Raw genomic sequence first — 14,051 nt, 5'->3', positions numbered from 1 at the left:
GTCGCAGTCGTTCCACTGGCACTCCCTGGTCCGTCGGTCGGTCACGGCAGACCGCGGGCCCGGCACCGTCACCGGTGCCGGGCCCGCGGCGGGTGTCACTCCTGCTCGGCGGCCTGCTCGGTCGCGAACGGGTTCTCGACGAGGGCGTTGGAGTGGCTCGCGGAGTTGTGCGGCAGGGCGCGCTCGGCCTCGAGCTCGGTGAAGATGTCCTTCATCGTTTTCTCCTCCAGTGGGTGACATCGTCCGGTTCCGGACCACTCCATCGTGATCACAAACGACATCGATTTTCAACAGTGGTCAAGTCTCGTTACCCACTATTGGTGATGACTGTCGTTTCACACTATGGTTCGCGCATCCCCGACGGAAGGACCCCGTGAGCGAGACGGCCCCGACCGCCCCCGAGCAGGAACGCAACGACCTGCGCCGCTACCTCGCCGCCCGGGTCGTCTCGGTCGCCGGCTCCCTGGTCGCCGCGGTCGCCCTGCCCGTGCTCGTCTACCGGCTGACCGGCTCGCCCGCGTGGACGGCGGCGATCGCGACCGCGGAGGCACTCCCCTACCTGCTGTTCGGGCTGGTCGCGGGAGCGCTGGCCGACCGGGTCGACCGCAGGCGGCTCATGGTCGGCGTCGACCTGGCGTGCGGCGCGGTGCTCGCGGGGATCCCGCTCGCCTGGTGGGCCGGGGTACTCACCCCGTGGCAGGTGCTCGGCACGGCGGTCGCGGTGCAGACCGGTTTCGTCTTCTTCGACGCCGCGAACTTCGGCGCCCTGCCCACGCTGGTCGGGCCCGACCGGATCACCGCGGCGTTCTCCACCCTCTACGGCGCGACGACCGTCGTCGAGCTGGTCGTGCCGCCGCTCGCCGGGCTGGCCGTCGCGACCCTGGCCCCGGCCGGGCTGCTGTCGGTCACCGCGCTCACCGCGGTCGCGTCGGCACTGCTGATCCGGTCGGTCGCCGGGAGCCTGTCCCCCGGGCCCGGCACCCGCGCGCCGACCCGGATCCTCGCCGACGTGCGCGAAGGCCTGGCACTGCTCATGGGCCATCCGGTGGTCCGCACGCTGACGCTGGTCGGCACCACCCAGGCCGTCGCGGGCGGTGCCTGGCTCGCGATGACCGTGCCGTGGGCGGACCGGGTGCTCGGCATCCGCGCCGACGGCGACGCCCGGCTCGGCCTCCTGTTCGCCTGCTGGGGTGTGGGCGGGCTGGCCGCGGCCCGGCTGGTCCCGCGGCTGTCGGAGCGCTGGGGCGGGGCGCGGCTCGCGCTGGCCGGGCTGCCGGTGTCGCTGGCCTGCGCGGTCGCGGTGGTGTCGGCGACGCACTGGGTCCCCGCACTCCTCGCCGCGACGGCGTTCGGGGCGGCGTACTCGACGGTCGTGCTCAACGCCGTCACCTACCGGCTGCAGGTCACGCCCGAGCACGCCCGCGCCCGGGTCTCGACGACCGCACGGATGCTGTCCTGGGGCCTCGGCACCCCCGCCGGGGCGGCCCTGGCCGGCGTCGTGGCGACGACACCGGCGGGCCCGCGCGGCGGTCTGGCGGCCGGGGCCGCGGTGCTGGCCGCCGGGGTCGCGCTGGCGTGGCTCACCCCGCCGCTGCGCCGGGCCGCCCGCGGGTAGGGCCCGTCGCGGGTCCCGCGAGATGCACGTTTCCACCCCGGAGAGGGCCGGAACGTGCATCTCGATCGTCGGCCGGCCGCCGGCGGTGACGACACGGTGGCCGGAACCACGACAACGCGACGCCCGGCGACGCGGGCGCCGCGGCCGGGGTCGGACGCAGCTGCCGGGGTCGGCGCGCCGACTCCGGACCAGGCGCCGACGCCGGGCTCAGGCGCTGACGCTGCGGGCCGGGTCGGCGTCGAGGTAGCTGCAGGTCAGCCGCCCCTCGTGGGTCGAGACGACCCCGCGCACGCCGAACACCTCGGCCAGCAGCCGGTCGTCGACGACGTCGCCGGGTGCGCCGTCGGCGTGCACCCGCCCGTCGCGCAGCGCGACGATCCGGTCCGCGCACCGCGCGGCCTGGGCGAGGTCGTGCAGCACCGCGACGACGGTCAGGCCGCGCTGCTCCTGCAGCTCCCGGACCAGGTCGAGCACCTCCAGCTGGTGGCGGACGTCGAGGTAGGTGGTGGGCTCGTCGAGCAGGAGCACCGGGGCGTCCTGGGCCAGGGCGAGCGCGATCCGCACCCGCTGGCGTTCCCCGCCCGACAGCAGCTCGACCGGGGTGTCGGCCCACGCCTGCGTGCCGGTGGCCGCCAACGCGTCGGAGACCGCCGCGTCGGCGCCGCCGCCGAGCATGCCCAGCGGCCCGCGGACGGCGTAGCGGCCCTGTGCGACGAGCGCCCGCACGGTCACCCCGCCCAGCGGCGGCAGGGCCTGGGGCAGCACCGCGACCCGCTTCGCGACCTCCCGGCGCGGGGTCCCGGCCAGCGGCCGGTCGGCCAGGTGCACCGCGCCCGCGTCGGGCCGGTGCAGCCCGGCGAGCACCCGCAGCAGCGTGGTCTTCCCGCAGCCGTTGCGCCCCACCAGCGACAGCCACTGCCCGCGGTCGACCGCCAGGTCGACGCCGTCGAGCACGGTGCGCCCGTCGAAGCGCACCGTCACCCCCTCGGCCCTGAGCACCGTCACAGCGCACCTCCCACCGTCGTACGGGACCGTCGGCGGACGATCCCGATGAGCACCACCGCGCCGGCGACCGCCGTCACCGCTCCCGCGGGCACCCCGATCGGCCGGTCCCCGGCCGGGGCGAGCGCCGTCAGCGTCTGGGCGACGACGTCGGCCGCGACGACCGTGCCCGCCCCGGCCGCCGCCGCCGCGGGAACGAGCAGCCGCGGGTCGGCCGCGCCCCGTACCCCGAGCACCGCACGGGCCAGGTGCGGGGCGAGCAGCCCGACGAACGCGAGCGCCCCGACCGCCGCGACCGCCCCGCCGGTGGCGAGCACGGCCAGCAGCACCGCGGCCGAGCGCCACCCGGACACGGCGAGGCCGACTCCGCGGGCGTGGTCGTCGTCGACGCCGAGGACGGCGAGCACCGGTCCGAGCAGCACCGCGAGGACCACCGCGGTCAGTGCGACCGGCCAGAGCGCGTCCCAGTGCTCCCAGCCACGCCCGTTGAGCGAGCCGACCAGCCACCGGACCATCGACCCGGCCAGCTGCGGGCGGGCGGTGAGCAGCAGCAACGTCGTCCCGCCGAGCACCGCCGACACCAGCACCCCGACGACGGCCAGCCGCAGCGGGTCCGCGGTGCCCGGCCCCGCGGCCCGACCGGCGAGCAGCCACAGCACCCCGCCGCCGAGCGTGCCGCCGAGCAGGGCCACGCCGAGCACGCCGAGCGGGGTGCCGACCGGTCCGCCGAGCACGGTCCCCAGCACCGCGCCGAGCACCGCGCCGGAGCCGACACCGGTCACCTCCGGGGAGGCGAGCGGGTTGCGCAGTACCGCCTGCAGCACCGTCCCGGCGACGCCGAGGCAGGCACCGGCCGCGAGCCCGACCAGGACCCGCGGTGCCCGCAGCTCCCGGACGAGGTCGGTGGACAGCGGGTCCGCGACCCCGGCCAGCGCCGCGAGCGCGGTGCCGGGCCCGACGGCGGTGCCGACCAGGAGCCCGGCCAGGGCCGCGACCGCCACGCACAGTCCGAGCAGCCCGAACCGGGCCACGAGCGGCACGCCCCGGCCCACCGGGCGGTTCACCGGTCCACCGCCGCGGCGGGACCGTCGGTGCGGACGGGACCGGCCGTGCGGACGGGACCGGCCGTGCGGGCGGGACCGGCCGTGCGGGCGGCCCGCGGGCGTCGCCACACCAGCAGCAGCCCGCCCGCGACGACCGCGACCCCCGCGGTGAAGCCGCCGACCGGCAGCTCCACCGGGTAGAGCACGGTGCGGGCCAGCAGGTCCGCGACGACGACCACGGCCGCACCCGCCCCGGCGCAGGCCGCGGCGCGGGGAAGCGGCCGGGCCGCGGGGAGCAGCACCCGCACCAGCTGCGGGGCGAGGAACCCGACCCAGGCGACCGGCCCCGCCGGGCCGACGACGGCCGCGACGAGCAGGCAGGCCACGCCCAGCACCGCCGCCCGGGCCGCACCGGTGCGCAGGCCCAGCGCGGAGGCGGCGTCGTCGCCGAGACGCAGCGGCCCCAGCAGCGGCAGCACCGCGACCCCCGCGACGAACGCGACCGCCAGCGCGGGCAGCACCGGCGTCACCGTCGCCCACGTCGTGCCGGTCAGCGAGCCCAGCAGGTAGCGCACCAGCACGCCCTGCTCCGAGGAGCCGGTCATGGCGACCGCCGCGAGCAGCAGCGCCTGCAGCGCCGCGCCCACCCCGGCTCCGATCAGCAGGACCGCGGCCGGGCCGACGGCGCCGCGGACGGCGAGCAGGGTGAGCGCTCCCCCGGTCACCGCGCCGACCACGGCGGGCAGCAGCGGCGCGAACGGGACCGCGGCCCCGGTGACGACCGTGACCGCCACCGCGGCCGCCGCACCGGAGGACACCCCGAGCAGCTCGGGGACGGCGAGCGGGTTGCGCAGACCGTCCTGCAGCAGCAACCCGGCCAGCCCGAGCGCGGCGCCGGTGAGCACACCGAGCAGCAGCCGCGGCACCCGCAGCTCGGTGACGACGACGTGCTCGATCCCGCCCGCCGCGCCCAGCACGGCGGGCAGCCGGTGCGGCGCGACGGCCGGGGTGCCGGTCCCGAGGACCAGCGCGGCGAGCAGCACCGCCCCGGCCGCGACGGCGAGCAGCAGCAGGGCCCGTCTCACCGGCCGGGGACCACCGCGAGCGACTGGGTGACGATCGCGCCCAGGCTGCGCGTGCCGCGCCCGCTGCCCCACAGCCGCGGGTCCATCTCGTGCACGTTCCCCTGCTGCACCGCGGGGACCTGGGCCCACACCGGGTTCGCGGCGAGCTGGTCGGTCAGGGTGCGGTCGGCGGAGGAGAACAGCAGCGAGAACGCGAACACCACGTCCGGGGCCTGCGCGAGGATCTCCTCGACGCTGTAGGTGCTCGCGGTCTCGACGTCGGCGCCGCGCGGGACGAACGGGTAGTCGTAGAGCGTCGCGAGCAGGTTCCCGTTGACCGTGTCGGTGGTGTCGACGCCGATCGTGTCGGCGCTGCCGTACATCAGCAGGACCTTCCGGTCGGCCTGGCCGGTGGCGCGCGCCTGCTCGACGCCGTCGGCCAGCGTCGTGCGGAAGCGCCGCTCGCCCGCGGTGGCCTCGGCGGTGCGTCCGGTGAGCGACCCCAGGTCCCGCAGGTAGCCGACCGACTCCTCCCAGGTCGTCGGCTGCACCAGCCACAGCGGGGCGAACCGCTCGATCGCTGCACGCAGCGGCTCGTGCACTCCGCCGAGCCCGATCACCAGGTCGGGACGCAGCGCGGCGATGGACTCGACGTCCTCGCTGCCGAAGCTGCCGGCGACGGTCGGGACCTGCGCGGCGCGCTCGCCGAGCAGGACGGGGTTCTTCAGCAGGGCCGGGGTGGAGGTGCCGGCCGGGGTGAGCCCCAGCTCGACGACCATGTCGTCGCACAGGCCGGTCAGGCAGACGATGCGCGTCGGCGGGGCCGGCACGGCGACGGCGGTGCCGCGCGGGTCGGTGACCGAGAGTGCCGGCTCCAGCGGTGCGACGTCCCGGCTGACGGCGGGCCGCCCGGCGGCCGCCTCCGGCGCGGGCGCGGCCGTCCCACCGCACCCGGCGAGCAGCAGGGCGACCAGCGCGACCGGCAGCAGGGCGGCGATCCGGGAGGCACGGGACCGGGCGGCGGCGGTGCGAGCGGCTGCGGCGGAGCCGGCATCGGCATCGGCGGGCAGGCGACGGGCGCTCATCGCGCACCGGCCAGGTCGCGACCGGCCCGCAGGTCGCGCAGCGCGGCGGCGTCGCGGCTCAGCGAGGCGGCGGTGTCGCCGGGGACGAACTCCAGCAGCACCTCGGTGTCGGTGCCGTCGTCGCGGGACTGCGCGGTGAGCTCGGCGAGCACCGGGGCCCACAGGTCGGCGCGGTCGCCGAGCGGCAGCCGCTCGGTGTATCCGTCGGCGCCCCAGGAGAACGCGTGCACGGTGGCCGGGCGCAGCGCGCGGACCTCGGCCAGGCAGACGTCGGTGTCGGGCAGCTCGCGCGGCTGCCAGTGGGTGACCAGGGCGGGGTGGCCGACCTCGGCGCGCAGCCTCAGCGCGGTGTCGAGGCCGTCGGTGAGGGACTCGACGTGGTGCTCGACGAGCAGCCCCATCCCCCGCTCGGCGACGGCGTCGGCACAGCGCCGCAGCGCGTCCACGGTGGCGGCGCGCCCGGCGGGCGACACGTCGGCCGAGGCCGCCGTCCCGGCCCAGACCCGTACCCGCGGGGCGCCGAGCTCGGCCGCCGTCGCGACGACGGCGTCGAACTCGCCGGGGTCGGACGCACCGGCCTTGTGGTAGCTGCCGTAGGTGCCGATCCGCAGCCCTGCGCCCGCGCAGGCACCGCGGGCCGCCGACGCCGCCGCCCGGTCACCGGGGCGGACGTGCCGGTCCCCGGCCCACTCGACGACCTCGGACCCGGCGTCGACCGCCAGGCGCACGACGTCCGGAACGGACCTCTCACGGAAGGTGACCGACGCCAACCCCAGAAGCAGCATGGTCGGTAACCGTAGTCATTGTCGATTGCACGATCCAGCGATGTACGTCACCCGATGTCCGGTTCCGCCTAGAGCAGGTCGAGTCCGGCCGCCACGACCGTGTCCGCGTCGAGCCCGTGGTGGGCGTAGACCGAGGCGAGGTCACCGGACTGACCGAAGCGGTGCACGCCCAGGTGCGTCGCGGGGACCCGGTTGACCCCGGCGAGGAACGCGAGGGTGTGCGGGTGCCCGTCGAGCAGGGTGACCAGCGGCGCGGCCCGGCGCGCGGGGAACGCCGACTCCAGGATCCACGGCTCGGCCTGCGGACGGGCGGGGCGTCCGGCGCGGGCCTGCAGGGCGTCGAACAGCAGCCCCGGGCTGGTCACCACGACGACGTCGACGTCGTGGCCGAGCTCGGCGAGCCGGTCCGCCGCGGCGAGTGCCTCGGTCGTCGGCGCACCGGCGACCGCGATGGTCAGCGCCGGTGTGCCCGCGGCGCGGCGGAGCGGGTAGGCCCCGGCGACCACCTGGCGCCGGCGCCGCTCGCGCGCGGCCGGGTCGGCCGGGACCGCCGCGAGGGTCTGGTCCACCGGCCGGGTCGACAGGCGCAGGTAGGCGCTGGTGCCGTCCGGCCGGCCGAGCCGGGCCAGCGAGGCGAGCAGCGTCCACTCGGTGTCGATGGCGAACGCCGGCTCGTAGGTGACGCAGCCGGGCTGCTCCAGCCCGACCGACGGCGTCGTCACCGACTGGTGGGCACCGCCCTCGGGGGCCAGCGACACCCCGGAGGGCGTGCCGACGAGGATCGACTGGCCACCCGCGTAGATGCCGAACGACCACGGCTCCAGCGCACGCTCGACGAACGGGTCGTAGAGCACCCCGATCGGCAGCACCGGACGGCCCCAGCGCGACCAGGTCGCACCCAGCTCCCCCAGCGCCCCGACGAGGTTCCCCTCGGCGATGCCCAGCTCCAGGTGCTGGCCGGTGGGCCGCTCGCGCCAGTGCAGGATCGTCTCGGGATCGTCGTCGAACCAGTCCTTGCGCTCCGCGGTGGACCAGACGCCGACCTTGTTCACCCAGCCGCCCAGGTTCGTCGACGACGACACGTCCGGACAGAGCGTGACCACCCGGCCGGCCGCCTCGGGGGCCTCGCGGGTGAGGTCGAGCAGCGCCCGGCCGAGCGCGGCCTGGGTGGTGGCCCGCCCGGTCGGGGTGCGTCCGATGTCGGTCGGCAGCGGCGGGACCGGCTGGTCGTCGACCGGGTCGCGGTGCAGCCGCTGCGCCGCGGCGGCCACCACCTCGCCCGCCGGGGACTCCGGATCGAAACACCGCCAGGGGTCGTCGGGGTCGGCGCCGACGGCGTCGGCCAGCTCGCGGACCTGGTCGGCGCTCAGGATCGAGCCGTGGTTCTGCGGGTGGCCCGCGGTCGCGAGGCCGTGGCCCTTGACCGTGTAGGCGAGGATCACCGTGGGCCGGGTGTCGTCGATCGCGGAGAACGCGTCGCGCAGCGCGGCGGTGTCGTGCCCGCCGAGGTTGCGCACCGCGGCGAGCAGGGTGTCGTCGTCGAGGCCGGCGACGAGCTCCTCCAGGCCGGCGTGCCCGTCGGGGAGCCGGGTGCGGACCTCGTCGGCGTCGCAGCGCAGCAGCCGCTGGTACTCCGCGTTCTGCATGGTGTCGATCCGGGCGCGCAGCGCGTCGCCGCCGGGGCGGTCGAACAGCTCGTGCAGCAGCCTGCCGTACTTGACGGTGAGGACCTGCCAGCCGGCCGCGGAGAACATGCCTTCGATCCGCGGCGCGCCGATCGCGGGGACGACCCGGTCCAGGGACTGCCGGTTCAGGTCGACGATCCACACGACCTCGCCCAGCTCACCGACCATCGGGTCGAGGATGGCCTCCCAGACGGCGCCCTCGTCGAGCTCGGCGTCGCCGACCAGGGAGTACTGCCTGCCCTGTCCGGCGCCGCCGAAGTGGGTGTCGACGTAGCGGCGGGCCAGCGCACCCCAGATCGGGGCGGTCGCGCCGATCCCCACCGAGCCGGTCGAGTAGTCGACCGGGTCGGGGTCCTTGGACCGCGACGGGTAGGACTGCAGCCCGCCGAAGGCGCGCAGCGTGCCCAGGTAGCGCTCGTCGAGCTCGCCGAGCAGGTAGTTGATCGCGTGCAGCACCGGCGAGGCGTGCGGCTTGACCGAGACCCGGTCCCCGGCCCGCAGGTGCTCGAACCACAACGAGGTCATGATCGTCGTCATCGACGCCGACGACGCCTGGTGCCCGCCCACCTTCAGCCCGCTGGGGTCGCCGCGCCGGTTGGCCGCGTCGACGATCGCGGTGGACAGCCACAGCACCCGCTTCTCGATCTCGACGAGCGTGTCCGTCGTCACCGTCTGCGTGCCCATCGCCCACCACTCCAGCCTCGTCGCTCATGCAGCCTGCCCACCCAGCCCACCATCACATCGACGAGTGCACAACCACAGACCGCATGACTGAGCAGAGTGCACGCCCCGGGCCGGGCAGGACGCGCGTCGGGGCGGCATAATGCGCACCCGCGGACACGAGGAGGGGGCACCACGTGACGGGAACGACCGGCGACGGGCGGGCCGCGCTCGACGGCCACGACGCCCGGCTGCTGCTGGCCCTGGCGCAGGACCCCCGCGCGACGGTGCTCGCCCTCGCCGAACAGGTCGGCCTGTCCCGCAACACCGTGCAGGCCCGGCTGGCCAAGCTGGACCGGCTCGGCGCACTGGACACCTTCGAGCGCCGGGTCGACCCGGCGGCGCTCGGCTATCCGCTGACCGCGTTCGTGACGGTGCGGGTGGTGCAGCGCGAGCTCGCCGCCGTCGCCGACGCACTGGACCGGGTACCGGAGGTGCTGGAGGTGCACGGCGTCTCCGGACCGGAGGACCTGCTGGTGCACCTGGTCGCCCGCGACGCCGACGACCTCTACCGGATCGCCGGCCACCTCCTCGCGATCGACGGGGTGGAGCGCACGTCGACGTCGCTGGTCATGCGCTCGCTGGTCGGGTTCCGCACCGCCCCGCTGCTGCACCGCCTGACCGACGGCGGCGCAGGCGCACCCGTCGTTCACCCGGCGCCGCTACCGTCACGCCGATGAGCGCCCCCGCCGCCCCCGGTTTCGACCCGGACTTCCTCGGCGTCGCGACGCCGATGCCGACGCTGCCCGGGACCGACACCCTGCTGCTCCCCTACACCCACTTCGCGACGCTGCACCGGCCCGACCGGCGCCTGGCCGCGGCCACCGCCGTCGCGATCGACGGGGCGACCCTGCGGCAGCTCGAACGTTCCGACGACTGGCGCCTCGACGACCGGCTGCCCGCCGGGCAGCAGGCCGGCGCCGAGCTCTACGCCGACAACGACCTCGACCGCGGCCACCTGGTCCGCCGCCAGGACCCGGTGTGGGGCGGGGCCGCCGAGGCTGCGACGGCGGAGTCCGACACGTTCCACTACACCAACGCCGCCCCGCAGGCCGCCGCGTTCAACCAGGACAAGCAGACCTGGGGCGGGCTGGAGGACTACCTGCTCGACAACGCGGGCGACAACGACCGGCGGCTCGTGGTGTTCACCGGCCCGGTGCTGGCCGACGACGACCCGGAGTACCGCGGTGTGCGCATCCCGCGGCTGTTCTGGAAGATCGGCGCCTTCGTCGTCGGCGGCGCGCTCGGCACCACCGCGTACCTGCTGGACCAGACGCCCCTGCTCGGCGACCTCGCCGAGCCGGCGCCGGGGGACCCGCCGCCGCTGGGCCCGTACCGCACCTTCCAGGTGCCGGTGGCCCGGATCGGCGAGCTGACCGGGCTCGACCTGGGCCCGCTGACCGCGGCGGACCGGATGCCGGTACCCGAGCCGGTGCCCGCCGCGCTGTCGGAGCGGGCCGTGCGGCTGCACTCGTTCGCCGACATCCGCGGACTGTGAGCGCGCCGGGGATCTAGGGTCGCCCCGTGACCGAGCTGCTCCCCAGCACCCAGCGCACCCTGCTCGCCCGCGTCGCCCGCGCCCAGCGCGACGGCCGCGTCCCCTCCCTCGTCGCCGGGGTGGTCCGGGACGGCGCCCTCGTCTGGCACGCCGGGCGCGGAGCGCTGCCGGACGGGGCCGCCGAGGACGACGTCCAGTACCGGATCGGCTCCATCTCCAAGACCGTCTGCGCGGTCACCGTCCTGCGGCTGCGCGACGAGGGGCTGCTCGACCTCGACGACCCGCTGGACCGGCACCTCCCCGGCACCCCGCTCGGCGACCGCACCCTGGGCCAGCTGCTGTCCCACCTGGCCGGGGCCGGCTCGGAGAGCCCCGGCCGGTGGTGGGAGCGCACCCCCGGCGGCACCCTCGAGGAGCTGGGCCTCGGCGACGCCGACCGGGTGCTGCCCGCCGCGCGCCGCTTCCACTACTCCAACCTCGGGTTCGGGCTGCTCGGTGAGGTCGTCGCCCGCCTCCGCGGCCGCGCCTGGGCCGACGTCGCCCGCGACGAGGTGCTGCTCCCGCTGGGCATGACCCGTACCTCCACCCGACCGCAGCAGCCCGCCGCCGCGGGACGGGCGGTGCACCCGTGGGCCGACCTCGTGCTGGCCGAGCCCGAGCACGACGCCGGGGTGATGGCCGCCGCCGGGCAGCTGTGGTGCACCGCGGCGGACCTGGCCCGGCTCGGCGCCCTGCTGCTCGGCGACACCGGCGACGTGCTCTCCCCGGCGACGGTCGAGGAGATGACGCTGCCCGCGGGCGTCGACCCGACGTCGCCGGTCTGGGCAGGCTACGGCCTGGGCGTGCAGGTCCTGCGGCTCGAGCGGCCCGAGGGCGGCGGCACGACGACGCTGGTCGGGCACGGCGGATCCATGCCCGGATTCCTCGCCGGGCTCTGGGTGGACCGCGAGGAGGGCGCCGGGGCCCTGGCGATGGGCAACACCACCTCCGGGATGGACAGCGGGCTGGCCGCCGGGCTGCTGAACGACCTGCGCGTCGCCGAGCCCCGCCTCGTCGCGCCGTGGACCCCGCAGCCCTGCCCGGTCGACCCCGAGCTGCTCGGACCGTGGTTCTGGGGCCCCTCCCCCTACGCGCTGCGCTCGGTCGGCGGCGGGCTGCTGCACCTCGGCGGCCTCGGGCGCCCCGGACGCGCGTCGCGGTTCCGGCCCGGCCCGGACGGCACCTGGGTCGGCCTGGACGGCTACTTCGCCGGGGAGACCCTGCGGATCGCCCGCGACCACCTGTGGCTGGCGACGTTCGTCTTCACCCGCACCCCCTACGACCCGGCCGCACCGGTCCCCGGCGGCGTCTCCGACGAGGGCTGGACCACCTCCTGACATCACGGTTCGGCCTGCACAGCGACATGGGACGGCCCAGTACCTACACTTTCGGCACACAACCGACTTGTGCACCATTTCTGCACGAACGAGAGCGGAGGGGGGATGCGCCCGGCATACGGGCGTGACCACGTATGACACAGGCCCAATCACCACCGGACGGCCGTCCGGACACGACCGGGGACGGCCGGCCCCGCACCGACTGGATCGTGTTCGGCGTCGGCGCCGCGCTCGCGCTGCTGTTCGTGCTGTGGGGGCTGCTCAGCGCCGACACCCTCGGCGCCACCGCCGAGGCGATGCTCGGCGGGCTGATGCGCGGCGGCGGCTGGGGCTTCATCCTCGCCGCGACCGCCTTCGTGGCCTTCGCGCTGTTCCTGGCCTTCAGCCGCTTCGGCCGCATCAAGCTCGGCGCCGACGACGAGGAGCCCGAGTTCCGCACGGTCTCCTGGATCGCGATGATGTTCTCCGCCGGCATGGGCATCGGGCTGATGTTCTTCGGCGTGAACGAGCCGCTGACCTTCTTCCAGTCGCCGCCGCCCGGCGCCGCCGAGCCCGGCACCATCGACGCGCTGCAGACCTCGATGGCGACCTCGCTGTTCCACTGGACGCTGCACCCGTGGGCGATCTACGCCGTCGTCGGCCTCGCCATCGCCTACTCCACCTTCCGCAAGGGCCGCCGGCAGCTGATCAGCCAGGCCTTCATCCCGCTGATCGGGCGCAAGGCCGCCGAGGGCTCCATCGGCCGGGGCATCGACATCCTCGCGATCTTCGCGACGCTGTTCGGCTCCGCGGCCTCGCTGGGGCTGGGCGCGTTCCAGATCGGCGGCGGCATGCAGACCGTCGGCTGGGTGGACGGCCAGGTGAGCCCCTGGGTGCTCGCCGCGATCATCATCGTGCTGACCGCCGCGTTCATCCTCTCCGCCGTCTCCGGCGTCGAGAAGGGCATCCAGTGGCTGTCCAACACCAACATGGTGCTGGCGGCGGTGCTGGCGTTCTTCGTGTTCGTCGTCGGCCCGACGGTGATCATCCTGGACCTGATCCCGACGTCGATCGGCGCGTACTTCTCCCAGTTCTTCGAGATGGTCGGGCGCACCGAGGCCGTCGGCGGCGAGCCGATGCTCGAGTGGCTCTCCGGCTGGACGATCTTCTACTGGGCGTGGTGGATCTCGTGGACGCCGTTCGTCGGCATGTTCCTGGCGCGGATCTCGCGCGGGCGCACCATCCGTGAGTTCGTCGGCGGCGTCATCCTCGCGCCGAGCCTGGTCTCGCTGGTCTGGTTCTGCATCTTCGGCGGCACCGCCATCACCCAGGCCCAGCAGGGCACGCAGTTCTCCGACGACTCCAACGTCCAGCTCTTCCAGATGCTCGGCGCCTACCCGTGGGCGACCTTCACCGGCCTGCTGGTCATGCTCCTGGTCGCGATCTTCTTCGTGTCCGGCGCCGACGCCGCGTCGATCGTCATGGGCACGCTGTCCCAGCGCGGCACCATCGAGCCCAGCAAGTGGGTCGTGGTCTTCTGGGGCTCGGTCATGGGCGCGGTCGCCGTGCTGATGCTCGTCACCGGCGGCGAGAACGCCCTGGACGGCATCCAGAACCTGACGATCCTGGTCGCCGCGCCGTTCGTCGTGATCATGGTGCTGCTGTGCTTCGCGCTGTTCAAGGACCTGCGCCGCGACAAGATCGTGCTGCGGGACGAGAAGGGCGCGCAGGTGCTGGAGCAGGCCGTCGACTGGGCCACCGACAACCACGGCGAGAACTTCTACGTCAAGGTCGGTGCGTTCGACACGACCGGCGGGAACGCACCGGCCGACGGCAACGGCAGCTCCGGCAACGGCCACGGTTCCGTCGCGGCCGGGGCCGACGGGCCGGACGGGCGGACCGGCGACGAGTCGCCGCGGGCGACCGCCGAACGGCGCGACAGCCCGGTCGGCGGCGACTGACCACCTCTCGTCGCACACAATGGCGGCCGGACACCCTCCCGGGGTGTCCGGCCGTCGCCGTCCGTGGCAGGGTCGAGGGCTCACGGTCGCGGGGACGGCCGGACGATCGGACGGCCCGTGACCGACCGCCCACCGACGGTGAGCGGTCGGGAGTGACCCGGGCCGACCGCGCTCGTTGGACCTCCTGCGACCCCCCGGTGCACGGCCCCCGCGCGCACCGACGATCATCGGAAAGTGC

Annotated in this window: 12 protein-coding genes; 5 read left to right on the top strand and 7 right to left on the bottom strand. The window is 75.6% G+C overall.

Translation table 11 applies throughout. From position 1 onward, the window contains the following. Nucleotides 1–95: 95 nt before the first annotated feature. A complete protein-coding gene (gene amiA / locus AC0GKK_RS24845) occupies nucleotides 96–215 on the bottom strand; it encodes a streptamidine family RiPP (RefSeq protein ID WP_020625778.1) in 120 nt (39 codons plus the stop codon). Nucleotides 216–373: 158 nt separating this feature from the next. Between amiA and AC0GKK_RS24840 the strand changes: the two genes are divergently transcribed. Next, nucleotides 374–1,615, top strand: a complete 1,242-nt coding sequence (locus AC0GKK_RS24840) for an MFS transporter (protein ID WP_489882665.1) — start codon at nucleotides 374–376, stop codon at nucleotides 1,613–1,615. Between the two features lie 207 nt (nucleotides 1,616–1,822). Here AC0GKK_RS24840 and AC0GKK_RS24835 read toward each other — a convergent pair whose 3' ends face one another. The 6 genes from AC0GKK_RS24835 to AC0GKK_RS24810 form a co-directional block, all read right to left on the bottom strand. Further along, a complete protein-coding gene (locus AC0GKK_RS24835; RefSeq protein ID WP_489882664.1) occupies nucleotides 1,823–2,614 on the bottom strand; it encodes an ABC transporter ATP-binding protein in 792 nt (263 codons plus the stop codon). A 2-nt stretch (nucleotides 2,615–2,616) separates the two neighbouring features. Continuing rightward, complete coding sequence (locus AC0GKK_RS24830; protein ID WP_489882663.1) at nucleotides 2,617–3,681, bottom strand: FecCD family ABC transporter permease; 1,065 nt, start codon at nucleotides 3,679–3,681, stop codon at nucleotides 2,617–2,619. Beyond that, nucleotides 3,678–4,745, bottom strand: coding sequence for an iron chelate uptake ABC transporter family permease subunit (locus tag AC0GKK_RS24825; RefSeq protein WP_489882662.1), 1,068 nt, complete (start codon nucleotides 4,743–4,745; stop codon nucleotides 3,678–3,680). Before AC0GKK_RS24825 ends, AC0GKK_RS24830 begins: the two co-directional genes overlap by 4 nt. After that, on the bottom strand, nucleotides 4,742–5,809 hold the full coding sequence (locus AC0GKK_RS24820) for an ABC transporter substrate-binding protein (RefSeq protein WP_489882661.1): 1,068 nt from the start codon (nucleotides 5,807–5,809) through the stop codon (nucleotides 4,742–4,744). Before AC0GKK_RS24820 ends, AC0GKK_RS24825 begins: the two co-directional genes overlap by 4 nt. Then, the gene (locus tag AC0GKK_RS24815) at nucleotides 5,806–6,594 is read right to left on the bottom strand and encodes a sugar phosphate isomerase/epimerase family protein (protein WP_476651918.1); all 789 of its coding nucleotides are present in this window, start codon (nucleotides 6,592–6,594) and stop codon (nucleotides 5,806–5,808) included. The genes AC0GKK_RS24820 and AC0GKK_RS24815 overlap by 4 nt, the downstream gene beginning before the upstream one ends. A 68-nt stretch (nucleotides 6,595–6,662) precedes the next feature. After that, entirely contained in the window at nucleotides 6,663–8,963 is a 2,301-nt protein-coding gene (locus AC0GKK_RS24810; protein ID WP_405416465.1) for a transketolase-like TK C-terminal-containing protein, read from the bottom strand. A 173-nt stretch (nucleotides 8,964–9,136) separates the two neighbouring features. On the opposite strand from AC0GKK_RS24810, the gene AC0GKK_RS24805 reads away from it, so the two are divergent. From AC0GKK_RS24805 to AC0GKK_RS24790, 4 genes are all read left to right on the top strand, one after another. Next, nucleotides 9,137–9,679, top strand: a complete 543-nt coding sequence (locus AC0GKK_RS24805) for an Lrp/AsnC family transcriptional regulator (RefSeq protein ID WP_405416463.1) — start codon at nucleotides 9,137–9,139, stop codon at nucleotides 9,677–9,679. After that, nucleotides 9,676–10,497, top strand: a complete 822-nt coding sequence (locus tag AC0GKK_RS24800) for a DNA/RNA non-specific endonuclease (protein ID WP_489882660.1) — start codon at nucleotides 9,676–9,678, stop codon at nucleotides 10,495–10,497. Before AC0GKK_RS24805 ends, AC0GKK_RS24800 begins: the two co-directional genes overlap by 4 nt. A gap of 26 nt (nucleotides 10,498–10,523) precedes the next feature. Next, entirely contained in the window at nucleotides 10,524–11,873 is a 1,350-nt protein-coding gene (locus AC0GKK_RS24795) for a serine hydrolase domain-containing protein (RefSeq protein ID WP_489882659.1), read from the top strand. 134 nt (nucleotides 11,874–12,007) lie between these two features. Continuing rightward, nucleotides 12,008–13,813: a BCCT family transporter gene (locus AC0GKK_RS24790; RefSeq protein ID WP_489882658.1), complete on the top strand. Its 1,806-nt coding sequence runs from the start codon at nucleotides 12,008–12,010 to the stop codon at nucleotides 13,811–13,813. Nucleotides 13,814–14,051 lie beyond the last annotated feature (238 nt).

The sequence above is a fragment of the Pseudonocardia sp. P-1 genome (assembly GCF_058111925.1).
The sequence above is the reverse complement of the archived record's forward strand: the minus strand, read 5'-3'. Positions and strand labels throughout refer to the sequence as shown.